The sequence below is a fragment of the Acidiphilium cryptum JF-5 genome (assembly GCF_000016725.1).
Lineage (GTDB): Bacteria > Pseudomonadota > Alphaproteobacteria > Acetobacterales > Acetobacteraceae > Acidiphilium > Acidiphilium multivorum.
In genome coordinates, this window is the sequence record NC_009484.1 from 1,849,727 (window position 1) to 1,864,422 (window position 14,696).

The window sequence follows — 14,696 nt, forward strand, 5'->3', positions numbered from 1 at the left end:
ATGGGTTTCAACTGCGGCATCGTCGGCCTGCCCAATGTCGGCAAGTCGACCCTGTTCAACGCGCTGACCGCGACCGTCGCGGCGCAGGCGGCGAATTATCCGTTCTGCACGATCGAGCCGAATGTCGGCCGCGTCGCCGTGCCCGACCCCAGGCTCGACGTGCTGGCGAAGATCGGCAAGTCGGTGAAGACCGTTCCCACCAGCCTCGAATTCGTCGACATCGCCGGCCTCGTGCGCGGGGCGGCGAAGGGCGAGGGTCTCGGCAACCAGTTCCTCGCCAATATCCGCGAGGTCGATGCCATCATCCACGTGCTGCGCTGCTTCGAGGATGACGACATCACCCATGTCGAGGGGCATATCGACCCGCTGCGCGATGCCGACACGGTCGAGACCGAGCTGATGCTGGCCGATCTCGAAAGCCTGCAGAAGCGCGTGCCCAACCTGCAGAAGAAGGCGCGCGGCAACGACCGCGCCGCCGCCGCCGAGCTCGCCCTGATCGAGCCGCTTCTGAAAGTCCTCGAAGACGGAAGGCCCGCCCGCACCGCGATTCCCGCTGGCGAGGAGGAGGCGGTGCGCCGGCTGCAGCTGCTCACCGCCAAGCCGGTTCTTTATGTCTGCAACGTCGAGGAAGCCTCGGCCGCGACCGGCAACGCGCAGTCGGCCCGCGTCGCCGAGATGGCGGCGGCGCAGGGGGCGGCGCATGTCATCGTCTCCGCCGCGATCGAGGCCGAGGTGGCGCAGCTTCCGGCCGGCGAGCGCGAGGAATTCCTCGAAGGCCTCGGCCTTGCCGATTCCGGGCTCGACCGGGTGATCCGCGCCGGCTACGACCTGCTCGGCCTGATCACCTATTTCACCTGCGGCCCGAAGGAGACCCGCGCCTGGACGATCACGCGCGGCACCGCCGCCCCCGCCGCGGCGGGCGTGATCCATGGCGATTTCGAGCGCGGTTTCATCGCCTGCGAAACCATCGCCTATGACGACTACGTCGCCTGCAACGGCGAGGCCGGCGCGCGCGAGGCCGGCAAGCTGCGAATCGAGGGGCGCAACTATATTGTCCAGGATGGCGACGTCCTGCTGTTCCGCTTCAACGTCTGACCCGGCCCGCGCCTGATGGCGCTGGTCTCCGTGCTGCTGCCCTACGCGTTCGATGCCGCCTTCACCTATGAGGCGCGCGAGGCGCCTCCGCCGCCGGGCGCCGTCGTCACCGTGCCGCTCGGCCGGCGCATCGTGCATGGCGTGGTGTGGGACGACGCGCCGGAGCCGGGCATCGCGCCGGCCCGGCTGAAGACGCTGCACGCCGTTATCGCCACCCCTGCCCTGCCCGGTCCGCTCCGCCGCTTCATCGACTGGGTCGCGCAGTACACCATGGCGCCGCGCGGCGAGGTGCTCGCCCTCGCCCTCAAGACCGGCCTGCTCGACCCGCCCGCCCCGCGCGCCGGCTGGGCGGCGGGCGCAGCGCCGTCCGGGCGGATCACCGCCACGCGCCAGCGCGTGCTCGATGCGCTCGCGACGCTCGACCGCCCGACCACCGCCGAGCTCGCCGCCGCGGCCGGCACCGGCGCCGCCGTGGTGCGCGGCCTCGCCGATGCCGGGCTGCTGCGCCCCGCCGCGCGGGATCCGTCTGTTCCGCTGCCCGACCCCGACCACGCGCCGCCCGCGCTGTCGGCGGCACAGGAAGAGGCCGCCGCCGCCCTGCGCGCCTCGGTCGCCGCACGGCGGTTCGAGGTCACGCTGCTCGAGGGCGTTACCGGCGCGGGCAAGACCGAGGTGTTCTGCGAGGCCATCGCCGCCTGCCTGCGGGAGGGGCGGCAGGCGCTGGTGCTGGTGCCGGAAATCGCGCTCTCCGCCCAATTCGCCGCGCGCTTCGCCGCCCGCTTCGGCGCGGCGCCGGCGCTGTGGCATTCCGGCCTGACGCAAGCGACCCGCCGCGCCAATTACCACGCGGTCGCGAGCGGCGCGGCGAAGCTGGTGCTCGGCGCCCGCTCGGCGCTGTTCCTCCCCTTCGCCGATCCCGGCCTGATCGTGGTCGATGAGGAGCACGAGGCCGCCTACAAGCAGGAGGACGGCGTGACCTACCATGCGCGCGACATGGCGGTGGTGCGCGGGCGGATCTCCGGCTGCGCCGTCATCCTCGCCTCCGCCACGCCGAGCCTCGAATCGGCGGTGAACGCCGAAGCCGGCCGCTACCGCCACATCACCCTCGCCGCCCGCCATGGCGGCGCGAGGCTGCCGGCGATCGAGGCGATCGACCTGCGCGCCGCCCCGCCCGCGCGCGGCCGCTTTCTCTCTCCCGTGCTGGCCGGCGCGCTGGAGACCACGCTGGAAGGCGGCGGCCAGGCGATGCTCTTCCTTAACCGCCGCGGCTATGCGCCGCTGACCCTCTGCCGCGGCTGCGGGCACCGGCTCACCTGCCCGAACTGCACCGCCTGGCTGGTGGAACACCGCCGGCCCGGCCACCTGCTCTGCCACCATTGCGGTCACGCCGCGCAGGTGCCCGCCAAATGCCCGGACTGCGCCGCGGAGCAGAGTTTCGTCCCGATCGGCCCCGGCGTGGAACGCATCGCCGAGGAAGTCGCCGAGCTGTTCCCCGCCGCCCGCACCATCCTGATGGCGAGCGACGCCATCACCACCGCCGAGCAGGCGGAGGCGGCGCTGCGCGCCATCGTCGCCCACGAGATCGACCTCGTGATCGGCACGCAGATGATCGCCAAGGGCTGGCACTTCCCCGACCTCGTGCTGGTCGGCGTGGTCGATGCCGATCTCGGCCTCGGCGGCGGCGACCTGCGCGCCGGCGAGCGCGGCGCCCAGTTGCTGCACCAGGTCGCCGGCCGCGCCGGGCGCGGGCGCCTGCCCGGCCGTGTCCTGCTGCAGACCTACGCGCCGGAGCATCCGGTGATGCGCGCCCTCATCGGCAACGACCTCGCCGGGTTCCGCCGCGCCGAGGCCGATCTGCGCGCGCCGGGCCACTGGCCGCCCTTCGGAAGGCTCGCCGCGCTGATCGTCAGCGCCGACGAGGCCGCCACCGCCGATGCCGCCGCCGCCGCCCTCGCCCGCACCCAGCCGCGCGATGGCGTGCAGGTGCTCGGCCCGGCGCCGGCCCCCTTCGCCATGCTGCGCGGCCGGCATCGCCGCCGCCTGCTGCTGCGCGCGCCGCGCGGGATCGCGGTGCAGCCCGTGCTGCGCGCCTGGCTCGACCGTGCTCGCGCCGAGGGGCTGCCCCGCGCCGCGCGGATCGATATCGACATCGATCCGATCTCATTCCTGTGAGCGCATGCGTTGCGCGGCCGGGGGGCGTATGCTACTGGCGCGCATCGCTTGAAAAAGCGCACGGGAAGGCATGTCCGCACTCTGGCCGACAGGGCGCGGCGGGCCGGTCCGGGGTTGAAACGCAAGAACTGAGATCGAAAGCAGGGTCATACTGGTGTCGTCCGCCGTTTCCGCATCGCCGCAAGCCGCCTCCCCGCAGCAGGACCGGACATCCGGCCTGTCGGCCCGCTATGCGCGGGCGCTTTATGAACTCGCCGACGAACGCAAGCAGCTCGATGAAGTGGTCTCCGAAATGGCGGCACTGGGCCGGCTGTTCGCGGAAGACCCGTCGCTGCGCCGCCTGATCGCCAGCCGTTCGATCGACGCGCGCGAGGCCGGGCGCGCCATGGAACAGGTGCTCGCCAGCCAGGGCGTGTCCGATCTCGTCCGCAATTTCATCGGCACCGCCATCGCCAACCGCCGCCTGGCCGACCTGCCGTCGCTGGTCGCGGGATTTGCCGTCTATGTCGCGGAGAAGCGCGGCGTGGTCGCGGCCGACATCGCCTCGGCGCATCCGCTCACCGACACCCAGCGCGCCCAACTCACCGCCCGCCTCGCCGAGGCCGGCTACGGGCGCGTCACCATCCGCGAAACGGTCGACCCGTCGCTGCTCGGCGGGCTGACCGTGCGGATCGGATCGAAGCTTTACGACACCAGTTTGAAATCGCGCCTGCAACGCCTGCGCCATGTGATGAAGGGAGCCGCCTGATATGGAGATCCGCCCCGCCGAAATCTCCGAGATTCTGAAGAAGCAGATCGCGAGCTTCGACACCGAGACGGACGTCGCCGAAACCGGCCAGGTCCTGTCGGTCGGTGACGGCATCGCGCGCGTGTTCGGCCTCGCAAACGTGATGGCCGGCGAGATGGTCGAGTTTCCGAATGCCGGCGTTCAGGGCATGGCGCTGAACCTCGAGAACGACAATGTCGGCGTCGTCGTCTTCGGCGACGACAAGGCGATCCGCGAGGGCGACACCGTCACCCGCACCCGCCGCATCGTCGACGTGCCGGTCGGCAAGGGCCTGCTCGGCCGCGTGGTCGACGCGCTCGGCAACCCGATCGACGGCAAGGGCCCGATCGAGGCGACCGAGCGCCGCCTGGTCGAGACCAAGGCGCCCGGCATCATCCCGCGCAAGTCGGTGCACGAGCCGATGCAGACCGGCGTGAAGTCGATTGACGCGCTGATCCCGATCGGCCGCGGCCAGCGCGAGCTGGTCATCGGCGACCGCCAGACCGGCAAGACCGCGATCATCGTCGACACCTTCATCAACCAGAAGCCGCTGAACGCGCAGGACGACGAGAGCAAGAAGCTCTACTGCATCTACGTCGCGGTCGGGCAGAAGCGCTCCACCGTCGCCCAGCTCGTGCGCACGCTCGAGGAAAACGGCGCGATGGAATACTCCATCGTCATCGCCGCCACCGCCTCCGAGCCGGCGCCGATGCAGTTCCTCGCCCCCTACACGGGCTGCGCGATGGGCGAGTATTTCCGCGACAACGGGATGCACGCGCTGATCGTCTATGACGATCTCTCGAAGCAGGCCGTCGCCTATCGCCAGATGTCGCTGCTGCTGCGCCGCCCGCCGGGACGCGAGGCCTATCCGGGCGACGTGTTCTACCTGCACTCGCGCCTGCTCGAGCGCGCCGCGAAGATGTCCGACGAGTTCGGCGCCGGCTCGCTGACCGCGCTGCCGGTCATCGAGACCCAGGCGGGCGACATCTCGGCCTATATCCCGACCAACGTGATCTCGATCACCGACGGGCAGATCTTCCTCGAGACCGAACTGTTCTTCAAGGGCATCCGCCCGGCGGTGAACGTCGGCAACTCGGTCTCGCGCGTCGGCTCGGCCGCGCAAATCAAGGCGATGAAGCAGGTCGCCGGCAAGATCAAGCTCGACCTCGCGCAGTATCGCGAGATGGCGGCCTTCGCGCAGTTCGCCTCGGATCTCGATGCCTCGACCCAGAAGCTGCTCGCCCGCGGCGCGCGCCTGACCGAGCTGCTCAAGCAGCCGCAGTTCAAGCCGCTGCCGGTGGAGGAGCAGGTGGTGTCGATCTTCGTCGGCACCCGCGGCTATCTCGACGAGGTGCCGGTCAACCGCATCGGCGATTTCGAGGCCCAGCTGATCTCCGAGATGAAGGCGCGTTCGCCGGAAATCCTCGACTCGATCCGCAACGACCGCGAAATCAAGAAGGAGACCGAGACGAAGCTCGTCGACTTCGTCAAGTCCTTCGCCTCCAGCTTCGCGTAAGCGGCGGTCGGCACAGATGGCCAGCCTGAAAGCCCTCCGGAACCGGATCGCCAGCGTCAAGTCGACGCAGAAGATCACCAAGGCGATGAAAATGGTCGCCGCCGCCAAGCTGCGCCGCGCCCAGGCGCAGGCCGAGGCGGCGCGCCCCTACGCCACGCGGATGGCGGCGATGATGGGCGCCCTCGCCGAGGGGGCTGCGGAAAACCCCAACGCGCCGGCGCTGCTCGTCGGCAACGGGGCGGACCGCACGCATCTCATCGTCGTCGTGAGCGCCGATCGCGGCCTCGCCGGACCGTTCAACGCCTCGATCAACCGCGCCGCCCGGGCGCGGGCGCGCAAGCTGGAGGCCGAGGGCAAGCAGGTCCGGCTGTTCACGGTCGGCCGCAAGGGGCGCGACTTCTTCCGCCGCGACATGCGCGAGAAGATCATCGGCGAGGCGAATTTCGTCGGCAAGAAGACGATCGAGTTCGCCGACGCGGAAGCGATCGCCAACCAGATCATCGCCGCGTTCAACGACGGCAAGTTCGACGTCTGCACGCTGATGTTCAACCGCTTCGTCTCGGTGATGTCGCAGGTGCCGAGCGAAACGCCGCTGATCCCGGCGAGCGCCGGCCAGGCCGCGAACGACAATGCCGGTTCGGACCAGCCCGCCGGCGACTACGAGATCGAGCCGGATGACGGCACGCTGCTCGACCGTCTGCTGCCGCGCAACCTCGCGGTGCAGATCTACAGCGCGCTGCTCGAATCCGCCGCCGGCGAACAGGGCGCGCGCATGACCGCGATGGACAACGCGACGCGCAATGCGGGCGAGATGATCAACCGTCTCACGCTGAACTACAACCGCACCCGTCAGGCGAACATCACCAAGGAACTGATCGAGATCATTTCCGGCGCGGAAGCGCTCTGAGGCTTAGGGAATTACGCACATGGCAAAGAACGTTACCGGCCGCATCACGCAGATCATGGGCCCCGTGGTCGACGTGCAGTTCGAGGGCGAGCTGCCCTACATCCTCAACGCGCTGGAAACCAGGGTGGGCGACCGCCGGCTGGTGCTTGAAGTCGCGCAGGAAATCGGCGAGCGCACCGTCCGCTGCATCGCGATGGACAGCACCGACGGTCTCGCCCGCGGCGACGAGGTGCGCGACACCGGCGAGGCGATCGCCGTTCCCGTCGGCCCGGAGACCCTTGGCCGCATCCTCAACGTGATCGGCGAGCCGATCGACGAGCGCGGGCCGATCCCGACCACCCGCACCGCGCCGATCCACCGCCAGGCGCCGAGCTTCGACGAGCAGGCCACCTCGGCCGAGATCCTCGTCACCGGCATCAAGGTCGTCGACCTGCTCGCCCCCTACCTGAAGGGCGGCAAGATCGGCCTGTTCGGCGGCGCCGGCGTGGGCAAGACCGTGCTCATCCAGGAACTGATCAACAACATCGCCAAGGGCCACGGCGGCGTCTCGGTCTTCGCCGGGGTCGGCGAGCGCACCCGCGAGGGCAACGACCTCTACCACGAAATGATCGACGCCGGCGTCATCAAGCTCGGCGAGGGCACCACCGAAGGCTCCAAGGTGGCGCTGGTCTATGGCCAGATGAACGAGCCGCCGGGTGCGCGCATGCGCGTCGGCCTCTCCGGCCTGACCATGGCGGAATATTTCCGCGACGAGGAAGGCCAGGACGTGCTGTTCTTCGTCGACAACATCTTCCGCTTCACCCAGGCGGGCGCCGAGGTCTCGGCGCTGCTCGGCCGCATCCCCTCCGCGGTGGGCTACCAGCCGACGCTCGCGACCGACATGGGCGCGCTGCAGGAGCGCATCACCTCGACCAAGAAGGGCTCGATCACCTCGGTCCAGGCCATCTACGTCCCGGCCGACGACCTGACCGACCCGGCGCCGGCCACCTCCTTCTCGCATCTCGACGCGACGACGACGCTGAACCGCGCCATCGCGGAAAAGGGCATCTATCCGGCGGTCGACCCGCTGGACAGCACCTCCCGCGCGCTCGACCCTCGCATCGTCGGCGAGGAGCACTACAACGTCGCCCGCGAGGTGCAGCGCATCCTGCAGAGCTACAAGTCGCTGCAGGACATCATCGCGATCCTGGGCATGGACGAGCTGTCGGAAGACGACAAGCTCACCGTCGCCCGCGCCCGCAAGATCGAGCGCTTCCTCTCGCAGCCCTTCCATGTCGCCGAGGTGTTCACCGGCTCGCCGGGCATCTTCGTGCCGGTGGAAGACACGGTGCGCAGCTTCAAGGCGATCTGCGCCGGCGAATACGACCATCTGCCGGAAGCCGCCTTCTACATGGTCGGCACCATCGAGGACGCGGTGAAGAAGGCCGAGTCCCTGAACGCGACGGCCTGATCCCATGACCGTCGCGCTCGAAATCATCAGCCCGGAGCGGCTCCTGCTCGCCCGGCCGGTCAGCATGGTGGTGATCCCCGGCACCGAGGGCGACCTCGGTGTCCTGCCGGGCCATTCGAAGATGATCACCTCGCTGCGCGGCGGCCTGATCGACCTTTACGAGGACGAGAAGCTGGTCGACCGTTTCTTCGTCTCCGGCGGCTTCGCCCAGATCACCGAAGAGCGCTGCACCGTGCTCGCCGATGCGATCACCAAGCTCGGCGAAATCGATCCGCTCAAGGCGGCCGACGAACTCGCCGCCGCCGAAGCGGCCTGGCGCGAAACCGATGATGCGGACGAGATCGCCTGGCGCGATGCGTCCGACCGTCTGATCACCGCGCAGGCGCGGGTCGACGCCCTCGCCACGCACGGAAACTGAGTCCGCGCCGCTCCTCGGTTCCAACCCCTGCGGCAATCCGGTATCATCCGGCGTCGATTGCCGCAGGAGTTCCGAGATGTCCGCCACGTCCCCCCTTTCGCACGATCGCCCCAACCGCTCCTGGCTTGAACGCCTCTGGTCGTCGATCGCCGAGCACGGGCGCGTCTTCGTCAATCTGCCGAATGACGATCTTCCCTCGCGCGAGCGGGCGGAGCTTCTGGCCGATGCCCTGCTGGGCGGGCGTGGCGAAGCCTCCGGCGCGGCCCTCGCCGCTGCCCTGCTCGGCACGCTGCGCGGCCTCGCGCCGCATGAGCGGATCACGTTCTGCGAATTCCTCGCCACCGGCTTCGAGCCGGACGCGGACCGCCTCCAGGACGCCGCCCGCGCCTATCTGGCATCGCCCGACGCGGCCACCGCCGCCGCCCTCGCCACAGCCGCCGAGCCGCCCCGCCAGGAACTCCTGCGCCGGATGAACATGGCGCCCGGCGGCACCGGCGCGCTGATCGACATGCGCCGGGAGGTGCTGGCCGAACTGCCGAAACGCCCGAGCCTTGCTCCGCTCGATTCCGACCTTCGGCACCTCTTCGCATCCTGGTTCAACCGCGGCTTCCTGGAGCTCCGCCGGATCGACTGGCGCACCCCGGCCTTCATTCTCGAAAAGCTCATCGCCTACGAGGCGGTGCACGAAATCCAGGGCTGGGACGACCTGCGCCGCCGCCTCGCCCCCGATCGCCGCTGCTTCGCCTTCTTCCATCCCGCCCTGCCGGACGAGCCGCTGATCTTCGTCGAGGTCGCGCTGGTCAAGGGGCTGGCCGAGGCGATCGGCCCGCTGCTGGCCCCGGCCGCCGACGATGATGCCGCCGAGCATGCCCAGCAGGATGCCGCAGCACGGGCAAATACGGCGATCTTCTATTCGATATCGAACTGCCAGGAGGGCCTGCGCGGCATCTCCTTCGGCAATTTCCTGATCAAGCAGGTCGTTGCCGAACTCCAGTCCGAACTGGCAAACCTGCGGAAATTCTCGACCCTGTCCCCCGTTCCCGGCCTGCGCCGCGCCATCCGCGCGGTGCTGGACTCGCCCTCCGCCCCGCTGCTTGCCGCCGAGGAGCGCGAGGCGATCGGCCGCGCGCTCGGCACCGCCCCGGCGGCCGATACCTCCGCCGAAGGCGACGCCAATCTGCTCAAATCGATTCTCGAGGACCGCCCATGGTGGACCGAAGCGCCGCTCGCCGCAGCGTTGCGCGGCCCCCTGCTGCGCCTCGCCGCGCTCTATCTGACCGGCGCCTGGCGCGCGAACGGCGTTCCGGCCGCGGCCCGGCCCGACCCGGTGGCCCGCTTCCATCTCGGCAATGGCGCGCGTCTCGAACGGATCAACTGGCTCGGCAACACGAGTCCGCGTGGCATCGCCGAGTCGTTCGGCGTGATGGTGAACTATCTCTACGATCCCGATGCGATCGAGGCGCGGCACGAAGCCTATCTGCGCGACGGAACGGTGGCGCGCGCCGCCGCGGTCGACCAGCTGATGGCGCCGCCGGGCCAGTCCTGGCTGGCCCGGCGCACGCGCGGGCTCATCACCACCGAAAGCTGATTTGGCGAATCGTTCCCATGCGTCCATAAAAAAATAACTGGACAGAAAGCTCTGCCGGAATCTCCGATTCCGGCACGCGGGAGGAACGGAATGAACGATTTCGGCACGGCCGCGCCTGGTGGCGCGCGCGCGAGAACCAGCCTCAACCGGCAGCAGATCGCCGGGTTCTGGGGCGCCTGGTTCGGTTGGATGCTCGACGGGATGGACAGCGTGATCTACGCGCTGGTTCTCGCCCCGGCGCTCACCGAGCTGCTGCCCCGCTCCGGCATCAAGCCCACCCCGGCGAATATCGGCGAGATCGGCTCCATCCTGTTCGCCGTCTTTCTGGTCGGCTGGGGCTTTTCGTTCCTCTGGGGCCCGATCGCCGACCGGTTCGGCCGCCGCAACGCGCTCGCCGCCACCATCATGCTCTACGCGGTTTTCACCGGGGCAGCGGCATTGTCGCAAAACATCTGGGAACTCGGCCTGTTCCGCCTGATCGCCGGCATCGGCATCGGCGGCGAATGGGCGATGGCCGGCACCTATGTCGCCGAGGCGTGGCCGGAGGACCGGCGCAAGATGGGCGCCGGACTGCTGCAGACCGGCTATTATTTCGGCTTCTTCGCCGCCGCCGCGCTCAATTTCACCGTGGGCGCAAGCCTGGGCTGGCGGGCGATGTTCCTCTGCGGCATGGTCCCCGTCATCATCTCGATCCTGATCCTGCTCGGCGTGAAGGAGACGGGGAAATGGGAACGCCACCACGCCGGCCGCGACACCCATCCGCTCGTCGCCATCTTCGCGCCCGCCTACCGGCGCCAGACCATCGTGATGTCGGTGCTGCTCACGGTCGCCATCATCGGGCTCTGGGCCGGCGCGGTCTATGAACCGAGCGCGATCATCATCCTCGCGAAGGCCGCCGGCATGCCGATCAAGGCGGCGATCCACATGGCCTCCTTCGGCACCGGCATCCTTTCCATCGGCACCATCCTCGGCTGCATCGCCCTGCCGATCATGGCCGAGCGCTGGGGACGGCGGCCGACGCTCTCGATCTATTTCGCGGTGATGTTCATCACCATCATCCTCGCCTTCGGCTGGGCGTTCTACCTGCCCGCCGGCCATGCCCTGCCGGCCTTCCTGACCGTCCTGTTCTTCCTCGGTTTCGGCGGCGGCAACTTCGCGATGTTCAGTCTCTGGCTGCCGGAACTCTATCCGACCGAAATCCGCGCCACCGCCTTCGCCTTCTGCACCTCGATCGGCCGCTTCGCCGGCGCCGTGGTCAACTTCATCCTCGCGGGGGCGGTGAAGGGCATGGGAACGCTGGGCACGCCGGTCGCGATCACCGCCGTCGCCTTCGCGATCGGGCTGCTGATCGTCCCCTTCGGCCGCGAAACGCGCGGCCAGACCCTGCCCGACTGAACGGCTCCGCAGGGCGCGGGAGACCGGCGCAAGCCGCATCCCGGCCCTGCCCTATCCGCAGGATACTAGGCGCGGCGAAGCAAAATCGCATATACGGGGGCAATGTTCGATACGATTTCCTTCGATTTCGATGCCCTCGACCAGGCGATCAGCCGCGCCCACGCGCGGCTTTCGGCGGAACAGCGCGCGGACGGCCATTACGTCTACGAACTCGAGGCCGACGCGACGATCCCCGCCGAATACGTCCTGCTCGAACATTTCCTCGACCGGATCGACCCCGAGCTTGAAGCGCGCATCGGCGTGTTCCTGCGCGGCATCCAGGGCAATTCGCCGCAGAATCCCGGCGGCTGGCCGCTCTTCCATGACGGGGCGATGGACATTTCGGCCAGCGTGAAGGCCTATTTCGCGCTGAAGGCGATCGGCGACGACCCGGACGCCCCGCACATGCGCCGCGCACGCGAAGCCATCCTCGCCCGCGGCGGGGCGGCGCGCACCAATGTGTTCACCCGCATCCAGCTCGCGCTGTTCGGCGCCGTCCCCTGGCGGGCCTGCCCGGTCATGCCGGTCGAGATCATGCTGCTGCCGGACTGGTTCCCGATCACCATCTGGAAGATCAGCTACTGGTCGCGCACCGTCATAGCACCTCTGCTGGTGCTGCTGACCGAGCGCCCCATCGCGCGCAACCCGCGCAACGTCCGGATCGACGAGCTGTTCGTCACCCCGCCCGATCAGGTGACCGACTATATCCGCGGCCCCTACCGCTCGAACTGGGGCTACCTGTTCAAGGCGATCGATTCGGCGCTGCGCCCGCTCGAGCGGCATTTCCCCGCCCGCAGCCGCAAGCGCGCGATCCAGGCGGCGATCGACTTCATCACCCCGCGCCTGAACGGCGAGGACGGGCTGGGCGCCATCTACCCCGCCATGGCCAACACGGTGATGATGTATCACACGCTCGGCTACAGCCCCGACCACCCGGATTACGCGACGGCCTGGGCCTCGGTCCGCAAGCTGGTGACCGATGCCTCCTACCGTTTCGAGGGGGCGAGCTACGTGCAGCCCTGCCTCTCCCCGGTCTGGGACACCTCGCTGGCCGCACACGCCCTCGCCGAGGCCGGCAGCCCCGGCGATGCCCAACTCGCCGCCGCCTGCGACTGGCTGATCCCCCGCCAGATCCTCGACGTGAAGGGCGACTGGGCCTATCGCAAGCCGGACGCCCCGCCCGGCGGCTGGGCCTTCCAGTACAACAACGCGCACTACCCCGACGTGGACGATACCGCCGTGGTCGGCATGATCCTCGACCGCAACGGCGATCCCGCCCATCGCGAGGCGGTGGAACGCGCCCGGCAATGGATCCTCGGCATGCAGAGCCGCTCCGGCGGCTGGGGCGCCTTCGATTCGGACAACGAGTTCCACTACCTCAACCACATCCCCTTCGCCGATCACGGCGCCCTGCTCGACCCGCCGACGGCGGACGTCACCGCGCGCTGCATCTCCTTCCTCGCCCAGCTCGGCCACGCGGAAGATCGCCCGGCGATCGAGCGGGGCGTCGCCTATCTGCGCCGCGAGCAGGAACAGGACGGCTCCTGGTTCGGCCGCTGGGGCACGAACTACATCTACGGCACCTGGTCTTCGCTCTGCGCGCTGAACGCCGCCGGCGTGGCGCAGGACGACCCGATGATGGTCCGCGCCGTCGAATGGCTGCTCGCCCGCCAGCGGCCGGATGGCGGCTGGGGCGAGGATTGCGAGACCTACGCCCACGCGAAGCCCGGCGAGTATCACGAAAGCCTGCCCTCGCAGACCGCCTGGGCGCTGCTCGGCCTGATGGCCGCCGGCCAGGCCGAGCACGAGGCCGTCGCCCGCGGCATCGCCTGGCTGCAATCGGTGCAGGAAGACGACGGCTCGTGGACCGAACAGCCCTATAACGCGGTCGGTTTCCCGCGGGTGTTCTACCTGCGCTACCACGGCTATCCACGGTTCTTCCCGCTGCTGGCGATGGCGCGCTACCGCAACCTCGCCCGCGGCAACAGCCGGCAGGTGCAGTTCGGATTCTGACCTGCCCGCCGGGCGCTTGCCCGACGCGCCCGCGCCGTGGCAGGAACGGTTCGCCACGCGGATGTGGCGGAATGGTAGACGTAGCAGACTTAAAATCTGTTGCCCGTCAGGGCGTGCGGGTTCAAGTCCCGCCATCCGCATTCAGCCCGTCTCCCGAAGCGGCGGCAGAGCCCGCCGCTTCGGGCCGGCTCACTCGGCCTGGGCCGACGCCTCGCTGCGGGTCGCCCCCACGCGGGAGGCGAGCGATGCGGCCATGAACGCGTCGAGATCGCCGTTCAGCACCGCGTCCGGATTGCCGCTTTCAAAGTTGGTCCGCAAATCCTTCACGAGCTGGTAGGGTGCGAGCACGTAGGAGCGGATCTGGTGCCCCCAGCCGATGTCGCGCTTCGCGCTTTCCGAGGCCGCGGCGGCCTCCTCGCGCTTCTGCAGCTCCATCTCGTAGAGGCGGGATTTCAGCATCTCCATCGCGGTGGCGCGGTTGCGGTGCTGGCTGCGGTCGTTCTGGCAGGCGACGATGATGCCGGAGGGGACGTGGGTGATGCGGATCGCGCTCTCGGTCTTGTTGACGTGCTGGCCGCCGGCGCCGGAGGCGCGGAACGTGTCAACCTTCAGGTCGGCCGGGTTGATCTCGACCTCGATCGAATCGTCGACCACCGGATAGACCCAGACGCTGGCGAAACTGGTCTGCCGCCGCGCATTGGCGTCGAAGGGCGAGATCCGCACCAGCCGATGCACCCCGGCCTCGGTCTTCAGCCAGCCATAGGCGTTCATGCCGGAGACCTGGATGGTGGCGGACTTGATGCCCGCCTGCTCGCCCTCGGATTCCTCGAGCATCGTCACCTTGTAGCCGTGCTGCTCGGCCCAGCGGGTATACATGCGCAGCAGCATCTCGGCCCAGTCCTGCGCCTCGGTGCCGCCGGCGCCGGCATTCACCTCGAGATAGCAGTCATTGCCGTCGGCCTCGCCGGCGAGCAGGCTCTCGATCTCGCGGCGCTTGGCCTCCTCGGAAATGCGGCGCAGCGCCGCCTCGGCCTCGGCGAGCACCGACTGGTCGCCCTCCGCCTCGGCGAGTTCGGCGAGGGTGAGCGCATCCTCGGTCTCGCGCTCGATCGTGTGCACCGCCTCGGTCTGGGTCGCGAGGCGGTTGCGCTCGCGCAGCATCGCCTGGGCGGCGTCGGCATTGTCCCACAGCGCCGGGTCCTCGGCGCGGGCGTTCAGTTCCTCGAGTTTGCGAAGGGCGGCATCCCAGTCAAAGATGCCTCCTCAGCAGGGCCACGCTTTGCGTGATCTGCTCGGCGAGCGATTGGGTTTCGGCAGACATTCTCTCTTCTCTTCAG

11 protein-coding genes and 1 tRNA gene are annotated in these 14,696 nt (G+C 69.2%); 11 read left to right on the plus strand and 1 reads right to left on the minus strand.

Features of this window, described 5'->3' with window-relative positions:
* From ychF to ACRY_RS10855, 11 genes are all read left to right on the plus strand, one after another.
* On the plus strand, positions 1-1,095 hold the full coding sequence (ychF, locus tag ACRY_RS10805) for a redox-regulated ATPase YchF (RefSeq protein ID WP_011942413.1): 1,095 nt from the start codon (positions 1-3) through the stop codon (positions 1,093-1,095).
* 15 nt (positions 1,096-1,110) lie between these two features.
* Positions 1,111-3,267: a primosomal protein N' gene (locus tag ACRY_RS10810; protein WP_011942414.1), complete on the plus strand. Its 2,157-nt coding sequence runs from the start codon at positions 1,111-1,113 to the stop codon at positions 3,265-3,267.
* Positions 3,268-3,421: 154 nt separating this feature from the next.
* Positions 3,422-4,015: a F0F1 ATP synthase subunit delta gene (locus ACRY_RS10815; protein WP_007423086.1), complete on the plus strand. Its 594-nt coding sequence runs from the start codon at positions 3,422-3,424 to the stop codon at positions 4,013-4,015.
* 1 nt (position 4,016) lies between these two features.
* Positions 4,017-5,549: a F0F1 ATP synthase subunit alpha gene (gene atpA, locus ACRY_RS10820; protein ID WP_007423085.1), complete on the plus strand. Its 1,533-nt coding sequence runs from the start codon at positions 4,017-4,019 to the stop codon at positions 5,547-5,549.
* A gap of 16 nt (positions 5,550-5,565) precedes the next feature.
* Entirely contained in the window at positions 5,566-6,456 is an 891-nt protein-coding gene (locus tag ACRY_RS10825) for a F0F1 ATP synthase subunit gamma (protein ID WP_007423084.1), read from the plus strand.
* Between the two features lie 19 nt (positions 6,457-6,475).
* Complete coding sequence (gene atpD, locus ACRY_RS10830) at positions 6,476-7,906, plus strand: F0F1 ATP synthase subunit beta (RefSeq protein WP_007423083.1); 1,431 nt, start codon at positions 6,476-6,478, stop codon at positions 7,904-7,906.
* Positions 7,907-7,910: 4 nt separating this feature from the next.
* A complete protein-coding gene (atpC, locus tag ACRY_RS10835; RefSeq protein ID WP_011942415.1) occupies positions 7,911-8,324 on the plus strand; it encodes an ATP synthase F1 subunit epsilon in 414 nt (137 codons plus the stop codon).
* A 76-nt stretch (positions 8,325-8,400) separates the two neighbouring features.
* Positions 8,401-9,912 carry a malonyl-CoA decarboxylase gene (locus ACRY_RS10840; RefSeq protein WP_011942416.1) on the plus strand — a complete coding sequence of 504 codons (1,512 nt, stop codon included), beginning with the start codon at positions 8,401-8,403 and terminating at the stop codon, positions 9,910-9,912.
* Positions 9,913-10,002: 90 nt separating this feature from the next.
* A complete protein-coding gene (locus tag ACRY_RS10845) occupies positions 10,003-11,307 on the plus strand; it encodes an MFS transporter (protein ID WP_011942417.1) in 1,305 nt (434 codons plus the stop codon).
* A gap of 102 nt (positions 11,308-11,409) precedes the next feature.
* A complete protein-coding gene (gene shc / locus ACRY_RS10850; RefSeq protein WP_007423079.1) occupies positions 11,410-13,359 on the plus strand; it encodes a squalene--hopene cyclase in 1,950 nt (649 codons plus the stop codon).
* A gap of 57 nt (positions 13,360-13,416) precedes the next feature.
* Positions 13,417-13,499 (plus strand) — tRNA-Leu (locus ACRY_RS10855).
* Between the two features lie 49 nt (positions 13,500-13,548).
* On the opposite strand, the gene prfB is transcribed toward ACRY_RS10855, so the two are convergent.
* Positions 13,549-14,680, minus strand: a protein-coding gene (gene prfB / locus ACRY_RS10860) for a peptide chain release factor 2 (protein ID WP_138919183.1) whose coding sequence is annotated in 2 segments (ribosomal slippage) — positions 13,549-14,610 and positions 14,612-14,680 — 1,131 coding nt in all. Because the reading frame shifts where the segments join, the coding sequence is not laid out codon by codon here.
* Positions 14,681-14,696: the final 16 nt, after the last annotated feature.

Excerpts from the sequence above, each read along its gene's own strand:
- ychF (WP_011942413.1), top strand. The coding sequence starts at position 1 with ATGGGTTTCAACTGCGGCATCGTCGGCCTGCCCAATGTCGGCAAGTCG.
- ACRY_RS10810 (WP_011942414.1), top strand. The coding sequence starts at position 1,111 with ATGGCGCTGGTCTCCGTGCTGCTGCCCTACGCGTTCGATGCCGCCTTC.
- atpA (WP_007423085.1), top strand. The coding sequence starts at position 4,017 with ATGGAGATCCGCCCCGCCGAAATCTCCGAGATTCTGAAGAAGCAGATC.
- ACRY_RS10825 (WP_007423084.1), top strand. The coding sequence starts at position 5,566 with ATGGCCAGCCTGAAAGCCCTCCGGAACCGGATCGCCAGCGTCAAGTCG.
- atpD (WP_007423083.1), top strand. The coding sequence starts at position 6,476 with ATGGCAAAGAACGTTACCGGCCGCATCACGCAGATCATGGGCCCCGTG.
- atpC (WP_011942415.1), top strand. The coding sequence starts at position 7,911 with ATGACCGTCGCGCTCGAAATCATCAGCCCGGAGCGGCTCCTGCTCGCC.
- ACRY_RS10840 (WP_011942416.1), top strand. The coding sequence starts at position 8,401 with ATGTCCGCCACGTCCCCCCTTTCGCACGATCGCCCCAACCGCTCCTGG.
- ACRY_RS10845 (WP_011942417.1), top strand. The coding sequence starts at position 10,003 with ATGAACGATTTCGGCACGGCCGCGCCTGGTGGCGCGCGCGCGAGAACC.
- shc (WP_007423079.1), top strand. The coding sequence starts at position 11,410 with ATGTTCGATACGATTTCCTTCGATTTCGATGCCCTCGACCAGGCGATC.